The following is a 14,463-nucleotide window of genomic DNA, read 5'->3' as shown; positions in this document are numbered from 1 at the left end:
GGCGAGGGTGCAATATCTGGATTAGTGGTGTCACTACGGGGTTTTCGTAAGATGGGGAGCATCATGGGGTCGGTCTCGATGCAATCGCAAGCCAGTCCGCGCGGCGAGCGTCTGTCCGCTTTTGTCGACGGTGAGCTGTTCGGCGAAGAGCATCTGAATCTGGACAAGTTTCTGTCCGAGCTGGACGGCGAAGATCGCGCCGCATGGTCCAGCTATCACCTGATTGGCGACGCATTGCGTTCCGACGATCTCGCAATCGGTGCCGCAACGAGCAACGCTTTTCTCAGCGGCTTCGCAGCGCGCCTCGAAAGCGAGCCGCATCTGCTTGCGCCGGCTTTGCAGTCCGGCTTGCAGTCTGGGTCCCAGCCGGCCTCTCTGCCCCTCACGCGCCGTCTGCTCGCGCTGCGTCGTCGGGCCGTCCCGGCCTTTGCCGTGGCTGCGGCGGCCGCTACCCTGACGTGGATCGTCGTGCCGCAGCTACAAGGCGTGCCGGGCGGCCCCGGCGCAACGCAGGTCGCCTCGGTGTCCTCGCATGGCGACGCGCTGCAAAAGGTGGCAATGGCGTCCGTGCCCGCTGCCAACGTCATGCCGGTCGCTCAGGACGCCAACATCATTCGCGACGCGAGCCTCGACCAGTATCTGGAAGCACACCAGCAATTCGCGCAGCAACCGGTCTTGCCGGGTTCCATGCCGCTCATCCGGGCTGCCGCCGTTTCAACGCAAGGCCAATAGTTTGATGCAGACTTCGCGGTTCAATAAAACGACTATCTGGGGGCGGCTGCCAGCATTTCTGTTCTGTGCAGCCGTATTGTTGTCCGCTACGCCGCGGGTCTTTGCACAAACCGACGATCCGCTCGTCGCGCGCCGCACGGCCGCCGATATGCTCGATCGCATTCATCAGGCCGCGCAGCAGCAGAATTACGAGGGCGCGTTCGTCTATCAGCGGGGCAATTTCGTTCAAACTTCGCGAATCGCGCATTACGCAACGCGCGGCGACGGCGAATTCGAGCAATTGGAAAGCCTGGACGGCAAGCCGCGCAAAATGCTGCGTCATAACGACGAGCTCTACACGTTCGTGCCGGAACGTCATTTGTGCGTGGTGGAAAAGCGCCAGAACAAAGACTCGTTTCCCGCATTGCTTGCTGTAAGCGGCGAACAGGTTCTCACCGTATATGAACCCAAGTTGCTGGGCGACGATCGTGTGGCTGGCGTCGAAAGCCAGGTAATCGAGCTCGATCCGAAAGACGCTTATCGTTTCGCTTACAAACTGTGGGCCGACAAGAAGACCGGCCTGCTGCTGCGCGCGCAAACGCTCGACCCGAACGGCCAGGTGCTTGAGCAACTGTCGTTTTCCCAAATTCGCATTGGGGTGCCGATCGACAAGGCAGGTATCGTCAACGGAATGCGCAATACCGCCGGCTGGACGGTAGTGCGTCCGCCCATCGAGCCGGTCGACATGGCTGCGCAGGGCTGGCAGTTCGGCGCAACGGTGCCGGGCTTTCGCAAGATCCGCGAACTGCGCCGCCCTATGGCGGCGCGCGAAGCCGGCCAACCCACTATTCCGGTAGATCAGGCGGTGTTCTCGGACGGTCTCGCCGCGGTCTCCGTATTCATCGAGCCGGTTGAAAACAATACGCGCAAGGAAGGCGCGGGCAGCAGCGGCGCGACGCACGTGTTGGTCAAGCGGCGCGGCGACTTCTGGATTACCCTGCTCGGCGAAGTGCCCCAGGCCACGTTGCAGCAATTCGCGTCTGCCATAGAATATAAGGCTCCGAAGTAATTCTCCGAATCCTGAATCCCTCGGCTCCCACACTATGACGACTTTCTCGCTGCGCAAATTCTTCGCCGCCGCGGTGGTGGCGGCATGTTTGCCGTTCGCGCCGCAAGCGGCGTCGGCGGCCTCCGCAGCCAATCTGCCCGACTTTACCGACCTCGTCGACAAGGTCGGACCGGCGGTCGTCAATATCCGCACGACCACCCGCGTGACGAGCAGCGGCCCGCGCGGCGCACTGCCGCCCGGCATGGACGACGGCGACATGTCCGAGTTTTTCCGGCGCTTTTTCGGCATTCCGATGCCGCAGTCGCCGCAATCGCCACAATCGCCCGGTATGCCGCGCGGCGGCAACAACGGCGGCAGCGGCGGAAGCGGCGGTAGCCAGGACACGCCAGACAGCAACGATCTCGAACAGAACAGCGGCGTCGGCTCGGGCTTCATCCTGTCGGCCGACGGCTATGTGATGACGAACGCGCACGTGATCGACGACGCGGACACCATCTATGTCACGCTGACCGACAAGCGCGAATTCAAGGCAAAGCTCATCGGCGTGGACGAACGCACCGACGTCGCGGTCGTGAAGATCAGCGCCGCCAACCTGCCGACCATCACGATCGGCGACTCGAACAAGGTTCGCGTGGGCGAGTGGGTCGTCGCGATCGGTTCGCCGTTCGGCCTCGAAAACACGGTGACAGCCGGCATTGTGAGTGCCAAGGGGCGCGACACCGGCGACTATCTGCCGTTCATCCAGACCGATGTGGCCGTCAATCCCGGCAATTCGGGTGGGCCGCTCATCAATATGCAGGGCGAAGTGATCGGCATCAACTCGCAGATCTACAGCCGCACCGGCGGTTTCATGGGCATCTCGTTCGCGATTCCGATCGACGAGGCGATGCGCGTGGCCGATCAGCTGAAGGCGTCCGGCAAAGTGGTGCGCGGCCGGATCGCGGTGGCAATCGGCGAGGTGACGAAAGACGTGGCCGACTCGCTCGGTCTGCCGAAGGCGCAGGGCGCGCTCGTCAGCAGCGTCGAGCCGGGCGGCCCGGCGGACAAGGCCGGCGTGCAGCCGGGCGACATCATCCTCAAGTTCAACGGCCATTCCGTGGACACGGCGACGGACCTGCCGCGCATGGTCGGCGACACGAAACCGGGCACGAAGGCGACTATCACCGTCTGGCGCAAGGGCCAGACGCGCGATCTGCCGGTCACGATCGCCGAGATGCAGCCGGACAAGACTGCAAAGGCCGACCAGAAGCGGCCGCAGCCGCCGAAGCAGCGCGCCACAAACGCGTTGGGCCTTGCCGTCAGCGATATCCCTGCTGACCAGTTGCGCGCGCTGAAACTGCGCAATGGCGTGCAGATCGACGCCGTGGACGGTCCTGCCGCGCGCGTTGGCCTGCAGAAGGGCGACATCGTCCTGCGGGTGGGCGATACGGACATTACGAGCGCAAAGCAGTTCGACGAAGTGACCTCTCATCTGGATTCGCAGAAGATGGTCGCGCTGCTGGTGCGCCGTGGCGAGAATACGCAGTTCGTGCCGATCCGCCCGCGCAGCGTACAGAAATGAAGAAACTGGCACCGCTCACGCTTTATGGGCGCGCGTGGTGCCATCTGTGCGACGACATGCGCGCCGCGCTCGAGCCATTGCTGGCCGAGTTCGGTGCGCAAGTGCAAGTGATCGACGTAGATAGCGATCCCGTGCTCGAAGCGCGCTACAACGAACGGGTGCCGGTTCTGTTGTGCGACGGCGTCGAGCTCTGCCACTACCATCTTCAGGAATCGCGCGTGCGCGCCGCACTGGCGGCGTGGGCCGCCGGCGTCGCGGGTGTTCAGGGCGAGGCATCCTGACACCAGTCAGGCTTTGCAAAAGTCTTTCAAGCGGTCCGCAGGCGTGCCTGCGGCCTCGCGTCAGGCGGTCGTTGGCAGGGCCAACTGCCGCCCGAACCTTGCAAGATGCGCCGGGCGTCAGCCTTTTCGGCTAAAATAGATAAGTTTTTCACCTACTTACAAGGCGTGCTCCGCTATTGTCCGAGCGCGCCTTTTTTGCTTGATCGGCACTGAATGGATCATATTCGTAATTTCTCGATCATTGCGCACATCGACCATGGCAAGTCGACGCTCGCCGATCGCATCATCCAGCTTTGCGGCGGTCTGTCTGACCGCGAGATGGAAGCCCAGGTGCTCGACTCGATGGATCTCGAACGCGAGCGCGGCATCACCATCAAGGCGCAAACCGCGGCGCTGACCTATCGCGCGCGCGACGGCAAGGTCTACAACCTCAACATGATCGACACGCCGGGCCACGTCGACTTCTCGTACGAAGTCAGCCGCTCGCTGTCCGCTTGCGAAGGCGCGCTGCTGGTTGTCGACGCGAGCCAGGGCGTGGAGGCGCAGACGGTTGCCAACTGCTACACGGCAATCGAACTCGGCGTCGACGTTATTCCGGTGCTCAACAAGATCGACCTGCCGGCCGCGAACCCGGAAAACGCAATTGCAGAAATCGAAGACGTAATCGGCATTGACGCAACGGACGCCACGCATTGCAGCGCGAAGACCGGTCTGGGCGTCGAAGACGTTCTCGAGGCGCTGATTGCGAAAGTACCGCCGCCGAAGGGCGATCCCGACGCGCCGCTACAAGCGCTGATCATCGACTCGTGGTTCGACAATTACGTCGGCGTCGTCATGCTGGTTCGCATCGTCAACGGGACGCTGCGTCCGAAGGACAAGATCCGTCTGATGGCAACCGGCGCGCAGTATCCGGTCGAACACGTTGGCGTGTTCACGCCGAAGTCGAAGAATCTGGAAGCATTGTCGGCGGGGCAGGTGGGCTTCATTATCGCGGGCATCAAGGAATTGGCCGCCGCGAAAGTGGGCGATACCGTGACGCTCGTGAACCGTCCGGCGGAAGAGCCGCTGCCGGGCTTCAAGGAAGTGAAGCCACAGGTGTTCGCCGGCCTCTATCCAGTGGAAGCCAACCAGTACGACGCGCTGCGCGATTCGCTCGAAAAGCTGAAACTCAACGACGCGTCGCTGCAATACGAGCCGGAAGTATCACAAGCGCTGGGCTTCGGTTTCCGCTGCGGTTTTCTTGGGCTGTTGCACATGGAAATCGTGCAGGAACGTCTCGAACGCGAGTTCGACATGGACCTGATCACGACGGCACCCACCGTGGTGTACGAAGTGGTGCAACGCGACGGCACCACGGTGATGGTCGAGAACCCGGCCAAGATGCCGGAGCCGTCGAAGATCGAAGAGGTGCGCGAGCCGATTGTCACGGTGAATCTGTACATGCCGCAAGACTACGTCGGCCCCGTGATCACGCTGTGCACGCAAAAGCGCGGCACGCAGATCAACATGCAGTACCACGGCCGCCAGGTGCAACTCACCTATGAGATTCCCATGGGCGAAGTCGTGCTCGATTTCTTCGACCGCCTGAAGTCCATTTCGCGCGGCTATGCGTCGATGGACTACGAGTTCAAGGAATATCGCGCGTCGGACGTGGTAAAGGTCGACATGCTGATCAACGGCGACAAGGTCGACGCACTGTCGGTCATCGTGCACCGTTCGCAAAGCCAGTACCGCGGCCGCGAAGTGGCGGCAAAAATGCGCGAACTGATTCCGCGTCAAATGTACGACGTCGCGGTGCAGGCTACCATCGGCTCGAACATCATCGCGCGCGAGAACATTAAAGCGTTGCGTAAGAACGTGCTGGCAAAATGCTACGGCGGCGACATAACACGTAAAAAGAAGCTGCTCGAAAAGCAGAAGGCAGGCAAGAAGCGAATGAAGCAGGTGGGGTCCGTCGAGATTCCGCAAGAGGCTTTCCTCGCCATCCTGCGTGTCGAAGACAAATAAGACGAACAACGGAACCCTATGAATTTTGCGCTGATTCTTTTTGTGCTCGTTATTTTGACGGGCGTCGCATGGGTCGCAGACAAACTGGTTTTCATGCCGCAACGGCGGCGCGCGGCGGAGGCCGCTGTCGCCGAATTCGACCGGCAGCAGGAGCGCGTGGGCGAGCGTTTCGCCGACGAGAACGCCGCGCAAACGCGCGCGCGTCTGCGTGACGACAAGCTGCGCCAACCGTGGTGGCTGGAATACTCGGCGAGCTTTTTCCCGGTGATTCTGGTGGTTTTCGTGGTGCGCTCGTTTGTCGTCGAGCCGTTCAAGATTCCGTCGGGCTCGATGGTGCCCACGCTGCTGGTGGGCGATTTCATCCTCGTCAACAAATTCGATTACGGTATCCGCCTGCCGATCATCAACACCAAAATCACCGAAGGCCGTCCGCTTCAGCGCGGCGACGTCGTGGTGTTCCGCTACCCGAAAGACGAGTCGGTCGATTACATCAAGCGCGTGATCGGTTTGCCGGGCGACGTCGTCGCGTATCAGGACAAGCAGTTGACGATCAACGGCAAGCCGGTGCCGGAAACGCCGCTGCCCGACTATCTCGACGAGGAGCGTCTCGGCTACGCGAAGCAGTTCGAAGAAAATCTCGAGGGCCGCAAGAACGCGATTCTGAACAATCCCGCAGTGCCGCCGTTTATCGTAGGTGCCGAAGATTATCCGTATCGCGATAACTGCACGTATAACGCACGCGGCGTTATCTGCAAGGTGCCGCCGGGCAATTACTTCATGATGGGCGACAACCGCGACAACAGTGCAGACAGCCGCTATTGGGGCTTTGCGCCGGATAAGAATATTGTCGGCCGTGCGTTTTTTATCTGGATGAACTTCAGCAATCTGAAGCGCATTGGTTCGTTCCAGTGAGCTTCGCGTGAACAGCTGCACTCGCCGCAAGCAGGGCCGCTTATCACCGAGCGATCGCGACTAGATGTGCGATCGCCTCAACGGCCCTGAAAGTGGCGGCGTGTTATCACGCCACTTTAAGAAACTTCGGTAACGTCGCTTCACCACGCTTTTTCCGCTGGCCGTACCGCGTTTTCGCCCGGTGCGGCGCCCGCGTTATACTCTGCCCATGCCCTCATCTCCGTTGGAAAGCCGTCTGCGCTATGAATTTCGCAATGCGGAATTGCTGCGCCAGGCTTTAACGCACCGCAGTCATAGTTCCACGCACAACGAACGGCTCGAATTTTTAGGCGACTCCGTTCTGAATTGCGCGGTGGCTGCGCTATTGTTCCAACGTTTCGGCAAACTGGACGAAGGCGATCTGTCGCGCGTCCGCGCAAACCTGGTCAAGCAGCAGTCGCTTTACGAACTCGCTCAGGCCCTCAATATTTCGGAAGGACTTCGCCTTGGCGAAGGCGAGTTGCGAAGCGGCGGCTTTCGTCGGCCGTCCATCCTCGCTGATACGCTGGAAGCCGTGCTGGGCGCAGTTTTCCTCGACGGCGGCTTTGAGGCTGCGCAGACTGTCATCAAGCGCCTTTACGTGCCGATTCTCGATCACATCGACCCGCGCACGCTAGGCAAGGACGCCAAGACGCTTCTCCAGGAATATCTGCAAGGACACAAGATCGCACTGCCGACCTACACGGTCGTCGCCACCCATGGTGCGGCGCACAATCAGCAGTTCGAAGTGGAATGCACGGTTCCGAAGCTGGAAGTGAAGGTGTCGGGCTCGGGTGCCAGCCGTCGTGCCGCGGAGCAGGCAGCGGCGAAAAAGGCGCTGGACGAGGTGATGGCCGCGGCGCCGGCCGTGGTCTCCAGGTCGAAGCGGTCCAAGGGTGCCCGCGCGGCCAAGAAGGCCGAAGCGGAGGTCGTGCCGGGCGTGACCGGCGTGCAGGCTGCGCTGGATCTGCGCAGCAGCTCCGACCGCAAGAACGAGCGCGCCGCGATGCGGGGCGACACGCGGGTGGCGCAGGGTGCCGAGCCTGTGAGCGAGCGCACGGTTCTGACAGTGGCAGGCGCGGCGGCTGCGCCGCTCGCCGTGATTCGCGCCGCGCACGTCGAGTACAGCGCGCCAGAGCGGGCAGAGCGCACCGAAAAGACCGACAAGGCGGAGAAAGTGGACCGGGCGGACCGAGCCGACAAGACAGAGAAGCCGGGCGCGCACTCGGCCGCGCACTCGGCCGCGCACTCGGCCGAGAAGTCAGCCGAGAAATCTGCCGAGAAATCTGCCGAGAAATCTGCCGATCCCACAATCGCCGAACCCGCCTCGCGCGCCACCGACAAACCGCATCGCGCCCGCGAGGCAGCGGCTAACGCCAGCCCGGCCGCCCCCGCCGCCCCGGCCGCAACGAGCGCGGTCGCGCCCACCGAACACGAACCCGGCGTGGCCGACGCGGTGCAAACGCGCGTCGCCGACGCGGGCCATTGATTGCCATCGGCGCGCCGACACTGCGCGTCGTCTGAACCTGCCGTAGCCCCGAATATGAACGCTCCCACTCCCACTGGTTTTCGCTGCGGCATGGTCGCAATCGTCGGCCGTCCGAACGTCGGCAAATCGACGCTGATGAACGCGCTCGTCGGCCAGAAAGTCAGCATCACCTCGCGCAAGGCGCAGACCACGCGCCATCGCATCACCGGCATCCACACGCTGGAAGACGCGCAGTACATTTTCGTCGACACGCCCGGCTTCCAGACCAAGCACAGCAGCGCACTGAACCGTTCGCTGAACCGCGCGGTGACTTCCACGCTCACCGCCGTGGATGCCATTCTGTTCGTGATCGAAGCCGGCCGTTTCGGCGCGGACGATCAGAAAGTGCTCGACCTGATACCGCCGTCGGTGCCCACGCTGCTCATCGCGAACAAGCTCGATCGCGTGTCGGACAAAGACTCGCTGTATCCGTTCATGCAGCAGATGAGCGCGCTGCGCCCGTTCAACGAGATCGTGCCGCTGTCGGCCAAGAATCCAGACGACATCAAGCGTCTGATGGCGACCGTGAAACCTTACCTGCCCGAAGGCGCGCCGATTTACGGCGAAGACGATCTCACCGACCGCAGCGAACGCTTTCTCGCCGCCGAAATTCTGCGTGAAAAAGTGTTCCGCTGGACCGGCGACGAACTGCCGTACACCAGCACCGTGCTGATCGACAAGTTCGAGACCGAAGGACGGCTGCGTCGTATCTTCGCGACCATCCTTGTCGAACGCGATACGCACAAAGCCATGATCATCGGTCAGAAGGGCGCCAAGCTGAAGCAGATCAGCAGCGAGGCGCGCCTCGACATGGAAAAGCTGTTTGACGGCCCCGTGTATCTCGAAACCTTCATCAAGGTGAAGAGCGGCTGGGCCGACAACGAAGCGGGACTTCGTGCGTATGGGTACGAATGACGCGTGGGTCACGCTGAATTCCGACACCGACCCGGACGATTCCGAGCCGGCCGAACCGTCGCGCGAGCGCTCCGCCAGGGCCGCTCGCGGTAGCCGCAAAACCTCCACTCGCAGCGCCCCGGACGCCACTGCCGGCGATGAGCCGCGCAAGACGCCAGCCCGCAAGTCGTCGCGCGGTTCCGGCTCGCCGTCCGAATACCGGATCGCGGAGCAACCCGCATTTGTTCTGCACAGCTATCCGTATCGCGAGACGAGCCTGATCATCGACGTGCTGTCGCGCGATCACGGCCGTCTCGCGCTGGTCGCGAAGGGCGCGAAGCGCCCGCACTCGGCGCTGCGCGGCGTGTTGCAGACGTTCCAGCCGCTCGCGCTGTCGTGGTCGGGCAAGTCCGAGGTGCGCACGCTTACCGGCGCCGAATGGGTCGGCGGCATGTTGCCGCTGACCGGCGACGCGCTCTTGTGCGGCTTCTACGTGAACGAACTGCTCGTGAAGTTCTGCGCGCGTGAAGATCCGCACCCGCAACTGTTCCATCATTACGTTGTCACGATGACGCGCCTCGCGCACGACGAGCCGCCGGTCCAGGTGCTGCGCTCGTTCGAGCGCGTGCTGCTGCGTGAGACCGGTTACGCCATGTCGCTGGATCGCACGGTTACGCGCAAGGCGGTCGAAGCGGGTAGCCGCTATGTGTTCGACCCCGAGCGCGGCGTGCGCGAAGCATCCGACGACTTGCCGGCGCAATGGCCGGTGGTCGCGGGGCAAACCTTGCTCGATATGGAAAAGGACGATTACCATCGAGCGCAGACCGTCGCGCAAAGCAAAACGCTAATGCGCTTTCTGCTCAACACCTACCTTGCCGGCACGCCGCTCGCGACGCGCCAGATCCTGATCGACTTGCAGAACTTATGAGCTTCTTTCTAACCTCGCCGAACGTGATCGATCTCGGCGTGAATATCGACCACGTCGCCACGCTGCGCAACGCGCGCGGCACCTCTTATCCTGACCCGATTTGCGCTGCGCTGATGGCGGAAGAGGCGGGCGCCGACGCAATCACGCTGCATCTGCGCGAAGACCGCCGACATATCGTGGACGCGGACGTGCGCGCGCTGCGTCCGCTTCTGAAGACGCGAATGAATCTGGAATGCGCGGTCACGCAGGAAATGCTCGACATCGCGTGCGAGTTGCAGCCGCACGACGTTTGCCTCGTGCCCGAAAAGCGTCAGGAACTGACAACCGAAGGCGGTCTCGACGTGGCCGGCCAGTTCGAGGCGGTGCGCGCCGCGTGCCGTCAGCTTGCGGACGCGAATTCGCGCGTGTCGCTCTTCATCGACCCCGACGAGACGCAGATTCGCGCCGCGCACGAAGCCGGCGCGCCGGTCATCGAGTTGCACACGGGGCGCTACGCCGAGGCGCACGATCCCGCGCAACAGCAGCGCGAGTACGAGCGCGTGGTCCGCGCGGCCGAGTTCGGCGCGACGCTCGGCATCAAGGTGAATGCCGGCCACGGTCTGCATTACACGAACGTCCAGCAGATCGCGGCGATCGACGGCATTGTCGAGCTGAACATCGGCCATGCGATCGTCGCACACGCGCTCTTCGCCGGCTGGGACAACGCGGTGCGCGAGATGAAGGCGATCATGGTCGCCGCCCGTCTCGGCGCACGCGCCTGATGCCTTCGCGCGGACGAGTCACGCATATGACCATCTACGGTATCGGTACCGACATCGTGCAGGTGAGCCGCGTCGCGGCGGTCATGCAGCGCACCAACGGCCGCTTTGCCGAGAAGGTGCTCGGGCCCGACGAACTGCGCGTCTATCACGCACGCCATGCGCGTTCGGCGGCGCGCGGCCTTGCCTTCCTCGCCACGCGTTTTTCGGCGAAAGAAGCGTTCTCGAAGGCAATCGGCCTCGGCATGCACTGGCCGATGACATGGCGCGCGCTGCAAACGCTGAACAAGCCGAGCGGCGAGCCGATGGTGGTGGCCTCGGGCGAGCTCGCCGAATGGCTCGCGGAGCGCGGCATTACGGCGCGCGTCACGATCAGCGACGAGCGCGATTATGCGGTGTCGTTCGTGATCGCCGAGAGCACGCAGCCAGGGAATCCCGAGAACACGAGCCCGGGTCGCGCCACTCATCCTGCCGACAAAAATTGACGAGGAACCGGGGCCTGCGCGGCCGCGTCTTTCCTTGCTCCACGCATTCTTCAAAACGGAATTCGATGAAAACCATTCCCGGACCGGTGATGCTCGACGTGGTCGGCAAAACGCTGAACGACGACGACAGGCGCCGCCTTGCTCACCCGATGACCGGCGGCGTGATTCTATTCGCGCGCCACTACGAGAGCCGCGCGCAACTGGTCGCGCTAACCGATTCGATCCGCGCGATTCGCGAGGATCTGCTGATCGCCGTGGACCACGAGGGTGGCCGCGTGCAGCGCTTCCGGACCGACGGCTTCACGGTGCTTCCGGCGATGGGCAAGCTCGGCGCGTTGTGGGATAGCGACGTGCTGCACGCCACCAAGGTTGCGACGGCGGTCGGCTACATCCTCGCTTCCGAGCTGCGTGCATGCGGGATCGACATGAGCTTCACTCCGGTGCTCGATCTGAACTATGGTCAGTCGCAGGTGATCGGCGATCGCGCGTTTCATAGCGATCCGCGCGTGGTCACGCTGCTCGCGAAAAGCCTCAATCATGGTCTTGCGCTGGCGGGCATGAGTAACTGCGGCAAGCATTTTCCGGGGCACGGTTTCGCGCACGCCGATTCGCACGTCGCGATGCCCGTCGACGATCGCTCGCTCGACGAGATCCTGCGCGACGACGTCGCGCCGTACGACTGGCTCGGCCTGTCGCTCGGCTCGGTGATCCCTACGCATGTGGTCTATCCGCAAGTCGACTCGAAGCCGGCGGGTTTCTCGCGCGTCTGGCTGCAGGACATTCTGCGCGGCAAACTGCGCTTCGAAGGCGCGATTTTCAGCGACGATCTGTCGATGGAGGCCGCGCGCCAGGGCGGCACGCTCACCGAAGGGGCGACGGCGGCACTGCAGGCCGGCTGCGACATGGTGCTGATCTGCAATCAGCCCGAACAGGCGGAACGGGTGCTGGACGAATTGCGCTTTACGCCGTCCCGCGAATCGCAGCAGCGGATCAAGCGCATGCGGCCGCGCGGCAAGGCGCTCAAGTGGAGCAAGCTCGTCGCGCAACCGCAGTATCTGCAAGCGCAGGCGTTGTTGCGCAGCGTCTTCCCGTGAGCGGCGAACGGCGAGCGCCGGACAGCGAACAGCGAACAGCGGCCAGAAAAAACGGCGTCTCGCAAGAGACGCCGTTTCTCGTTCGCTACCTTCCGCTGGCTATCCGTACCCGTCAATTCAGCCGCATGCGTTGCAGCTTGTTGTAGAGCGTTTTCGGACTGATGCCGAGCAGCGACGCCGCCCTATGACGCGTGCCGCCCACCGCGTCGAGCGTCGCGCGGATCAGCATTTCTTCGACATCGGCGAGCGGCGTGCCGACCGTCACCTGCACACGGCTGCCGTTCAGATCGCGGCCGTTCACGGAGCCGGCTTCGTCCGCACGCAGCGACTCCAACACGTCGCCCGACGCGTGATAGGCGCGCCTCACGCGGTCCTGCAGTTCGCGTACATTGCCGGGCCATTCGTAGCTCAGACATTCGCGCAGGAAATTCGGCCCGATCTGTTTCGCGACCTCCGAAGCGCCGCGCGCCGCCGCGTCATGATTCAATTCGTCGACGATGGCCTGCGCCATCAGCGCCGGATCTTCGCCACGCTCGCGCAACGGCGGCAAGGTCACGGCGGCGGCTTCGAGGCGCAGCGCGAGGTCCTGGTGCAGGCTGCCGTCTGCGACCGCGGCGCGCGGCGGCTTGCGGGTTGACGCGATCAGGCGGAAATCGGTCACCACCTGGCTCGTGCCACCCACGCGCATAAACGTCTGCGAATCGAGCGCGCGTAGCAGCGCCTCCTGTTGTGCACGCGGCAACTCCGCGATTTCGTCGATGAACAGCGTGCCGCCGCTCGCCTGCTCGAACAGGCCCGGCTCGCGCGTCTCTGCGCCGCTGAACGCGCCCCGCTCGTGGCCGAACAGCACGCTGTCCAGCGAGCGCAGCGCCACCGCGCCGCCCGCGCTGCGGCAGTCGAGTGTCACGAACGGGCCTTTGCGGCGCCGGCTCATGTCGTGCATCGTGCGGGCCGCTACCTGCTTACCGGTGCCGGCTTCGCCTGAAATGAGCACCGCCGCTTCGGTGGGCGCGATATGTTCGATCGTGTCGTAGACGTGCTGCATGGCGCCGCTGCGGCCGAGCATGGAACCGAAACGGCCCAGTTGGCGCAGCGACGCGCGCAGCGTCTGCACCTCCTCAGTTAGTTCGTAGGGGCGCGGAATGCGGGCGAGCAGGCTGCGCAGCCGCGGAATATTGACGGGCTTCAGTAGATAGTCCCAGATGCCATGCCGCAACCCCTCGATCGCGCTTTCGACGGTCGCGTTGCCGGTCATGACAATGACGGGCAACGCGCCGCCTGGCGGATGCGCGGGCAGATGCTGCAGCAGGTCGAGCCCGCTGCCGTCAGGAAGATTCAGGTCGACCAGCACGACGTCGGGGATGAAGCGTGTCAGCGCGGCCCGCGCTTCGGCGAGCGTGGTCGCCGTGTCGACGGAAAAGCCGTCGGCGGCGAGAATGGCAGACAGGCCCGACAGGCTATTGGGATCGTCTTCAACAATCAGGGCGTGTGGCATGGCGAGCGCAACTTTTTAGATGGATGGAATACCCGCTTCTGCGCGCGGAGATTGCAACGCGCGGCGCGGGCACGATGGCTGGCCGGCACTGTCGGTCGGATGCGCCGCCACGCCCGCGGCGTCAGCCGAGGCGGCGCGACAGCGACGCTCCAGTCGGCATGTGCGCGGTATCCGGCGTGCATCACACCGGGCGAAGCGGGCGGCGAGTCGACTCACGTAGTTCTGGTCCTTTGCTGTAGCAAGAGGGCGATTCGCGACTCACCGATTCGCGTCGCGCCGCCCCGGTCCAAATCCACCGGCCTCCTCGCCGTCACGATGCGACGGGCGAGGGCGCCGGTACTTACCTCACTTCTGCTGTCAGTTCTGCTGTCAGAAATCCCGGTTGCTGTCGAAGAAGCGGCGCACTTCGCGCTGCGCGTCCTCGCGGGTCTTGCCATAACGTTCCTGGATCAGGCCGGCGAGGCGGTCGGCGCGGCCTTCGGCCATCGTCAATTCGTCGTCCGTCAGTTCGCCCCATGCCGCTTTGGCTTTGCCAACCAGTTGCTTCCACTTGCCTTCAGCGATGTCGTTGTTCATCTCGCATCTCCGCAATCGCAAATATAGGGTAAAGGCTGACTAGCACGACTTATGCCAATCCATTTTGACTTGCCAGATCAAGGGCTTATGTGTGGCCTACGCGGCAAGAACGGGCGCCGGGGGCGGCAATTTGAAGAAAATTGCCG

14 protein-coding genes are annotated in these 14,463 nt (G+C 63.3%); 12 read left to right on the top strand and 2 right to left on the bottom strand.

What is annotated here, in order from left to right; genetic code table 11:
• The first annotated feature begins 63 nt into the window (after positions 1-63).
• The 12 genes from JNB89_RS22585 (at position 64) to nagZ (ending at position 12,246) form a co-directional block, all read left to right on the top strand.
• Entirely contained in the window at positions 64-732 is a 669-nt protein-coding gene (locus JNB89_RS22585; protein ID WP_220363649.1) for a sigma-E factor negative regulatory protein, read from the top strand.
• A 4-nt stretch (positions 733-736) separates the two neighbouring features.
• Positions 737-1,780 (top strand): MucB/RseB C-terminal domain-containing protein, encoded by a 1,044-nt coding sequence (locus JNB89_RS22580; RefSeq protein WP_220363648.1) that lies wholly within the window; start codon positions 737-739, stop codon positions 1,778-1,780.
• 34 nt (positions 1,781-1,814) lie between these two features.
• Positions 1,815-3,341, top strand: a complete 1,527-nt coding sequence (locus JNB89_RS22575; RefSeq protein ID WP_135892758.1) for a DegQ family serine endoprotease — start codon at positions 1,815-1,817, stop codon at positions 3,339-3,341.
• Positions 3,338-3,622: a glutaredoxin family protein gene (locus tag JNB89_RS22570; RefSeq protein WP_220363647.1), complete on the top strand. Its 285-nt coding sequence runs from the start codon at positions 3,338-3,340 to the stop codon at positions 3,620-3,622. Before JNB89_RS22575 ends, JNB89_RS22570 begins: the two co-directional genes overlap by 4 nt.
• 213 nt (positions 3,623-3,835) lie before the next feature.
• Positions 3,836-5,629 (top strand): translation elongation factor 4, encoded by a 1,794-nt coding sequence (gene lepA, locus JNB89_RS22565; protein ID WP_013340052.1) that lies wholly within the window; start codon positions 3,836-3,838, stop codon positions 5,627-5,629.
• An 18-nt stretch (positions 5,630-5,647) separates the two neighbouring features.
• Positions 5,648-6,541 (top strand): signal peptidase I, encoded by an 894-nt coding sequence (gene lepB, locus JNB89_RS22560; RefSeq protein WP_220363646.1) that lies wholly within the window; start codon positions 5,648-5,650, stop codon positions 6,539-6,541.
• A gap of 208 nt (positions 6,542-6,749) precedes the next feature.
• Positions 6,750-8,048, top strand: a complete 1,299-nt coding sequence (gene rnc, locus JNB89_RS22555; RefSeq protein WP_220363645.1) for a ribonuclease III — start codon at positions 6,750-6,752, stop codon at positions 8,046-8,048.
• A gap of 54 nt (positions 8,049-8,102) precedes the next feature.
• Positions 8,103-9,002, top strand: a complete 900-nt coding sequence (era, locus tag JNB89_RS22550) for a GTPase Era (RefSeq protein ID WP_027214206.1) — start codon at positions 8,103-8,105, stop codon at positions 9,000-9,002.
• Entirely contained in the window at positions 8,989-9,909 is a 921-nt protein-coding gene (recO, locus tag JNB89_RS22545) for a DNA repair protein RecO (protein ID WP_220363644.1), read from the top strand. The genes era and recO overlap by 14 nt, the downstream gene beginning before the upstream one ends.
• Positions 9,906-10,670, top strand: a complete 765-nt coding sequence (gene pdxJ / locus JNB89_RS22540; RefSeq protein ID WP_220363643.1) for a pyridoxine 5'-phosphate synthase — start codon at positions 9,906-9,908, stop codon at positions 10,668-10,670. Before recO ends, pdxJ begins: the two co-directional genes overlap by 4 nt.
• A gap of 26 nt (positions 10,671-10,696) precedes the next feature.
• Positions 10,697-11,152, top strand: coding sequence for a holo-ACP synthase (gene acpS / locus JNB89_RS22535; RefSeq protein WP_220363642.1), 456 nt, complete (start codon positions 10,697-10,699; stop codon positions 11,150-11,152).
• A 65-nt stretch (positions 11,153-11,217) separates the two neighbouring features.
• The gene (gene nagZ / locus JNB89_RS22530) at positions 11,218-12,246 is read left to right on the top strand and encodes a beta-N-acetylhexosaminidase (protein WP_220363641.1); all 1,029 of its coding nucleotides are present in this window, start codon (positions 11,218-11,220) and stop codon (positions 12,244-12,246) included.
• Between the two features lie 112 nt (positions 12,247-12,358).
• Here the strand turns inward: nagZ and JNB89_RS22525 are convergent, their stop codons facing one another.
• Both JNB89_RS22525 and JNB89_RS22520 read right to left on the bottom strand, forming a co-directional pair.
• Positions 12,359-13,741: a sigma-54-dependent transcriptional regulator gene (locus JNB89_RS22525; protein ID WP_013340044.1), complete on the bottom strand. Its 1,383-nt coding sequence runs from the start codon at positions 13,739-13,741 to the stop codon at positions 12,359-12,361.
• Positions 13,742-14,110: 369 nt separating this feature from the next.
• On the bottom strand, positions 14,111-14,317 hold the full coding sequence (locus tag JNB89_RS22520; protein WP_220363640.1) for a CsbD family protein: 207 nt from the start codon (positions 14,315-14,317) through the stop codon (positions 14,111-14,113).
• Positions 14,318-14,463: the final 146 nt, after the last annotated feature.

Origin of the sequence: Paraburkholderia phenoliruptrix (assembly GCF_019511605.1) — a bacterium.
GTDB lineage: Bacteria > Pseudomonadota > Gammaproteobacteria > Burkholderiales > Burkholderiaceae > Paraburkholderia > Paraburkholderia phenoliruptrix_A.
This window is presented reverse-complemented; position numbering and strand designations above follow the sequence as displayed.

What these genes read in the sequence shown, in the direction of transcription:
- JNB89_RS22585 (WP_220363649.1), top strand. Translation starts at nt 64, where the DNA reads ATGGGGTCGGTCTCGATGCAATCGCAAGCCAGTCCGCGCGGCGAGCGT.
- JNB89_RS22580 (WP_220363648.1), top strand. Translation starts at nt 737, where the DNA reads ATGCAGACTTCGCGGTTCAATAAAACGACTATCTGGGGGCGGCTGCCA.
- JNB89_RS22575 (WP_135892758.1), top strand. Translation starts at nt 1,815, where the DNA reads ATGACGACTTTCTCGCTGCGCAAATTCTTCGCCGCCGCGGTGGTGGCG.
- JNB89_RS22570 (WP_220363647.1), top strand. Translation starts at nt 3,338, where the DNA reads ATGAAGAAACTGGCACCGCTCACGCTTTATGGGCGCGCGTGGTGCCAT.
- lepA (WP_013340052.1), top strand. Translation starts at nt 3,836, where the DNA reads ATGGATCATATTCGTAATTTCTCGATCATTGCGCACATCGACCATGGC.
- lepB (WP_220363646.1), top strand. Translation starts at nt 5,648, where the DNA reads ATGAATTTTGCGCTGATTCTTTTTGTGCTCGTTATTTTGACGGGCGTC.
- rnc (WP_220363645.1), top strand. Translation starts at nt 6,750, where the DNA reads ATGCCCTCATCTCCGTTGGAAAGCCGTCTGCGCTATGAATTTCGCAAT.
- era (WP_027214206.1), top strand. Translation starts at nt 8,103, where the DNA reads ATGAACGCTCCCACTCCCACTGGTTTTCGCTGCGGCATGGTCGCAATC.
- recO (WP_220363644.1), top strand. Translation starts at nt 8,989, where the DNA reads ATGGGTACGAATGACGCGTGGGTCACGCTGAATTCCGACACCGACCCG.
- pdxJ (WP_220363643.1), top strand. Translation starts at nt 9,906, where the DNA reads ATGAGCTTCTTTCTAACCTCGCCGAACGTGATCGATCTCGGCGTGAAT.
- acpS (WP_220363642.1), top strand. Translation starts at nt 10,697, where the DNA reads ATGACCATCTACGGTATCGGTACCGACATCGTGCAGGTGAGCCGCGTC.
- nagZ (WP_220363641.1), top strand. Translation starts at nt 11,218, where the DNA reads ATGAAAACCATTCCCGGACCGGTGATGCTCGACGTGGTCGGCAAAACG.
- JNB89_RS22525 (WP_013340044.1), bottom strand. Translation starts at nt 13,741, where the DNA reads ATGCCACACGCCCTGATTGTTGAAGACGATCCCAATAGCCTGTCGGGC.
- JNB89_RS22520 (WP_220363640.1), bottom strand. Translation starts at nt 14,317, where the DNA reads ATGAACAACGACATCGCTGAAGGCAAGTGGAAGCAACTGGTTGGCAAA.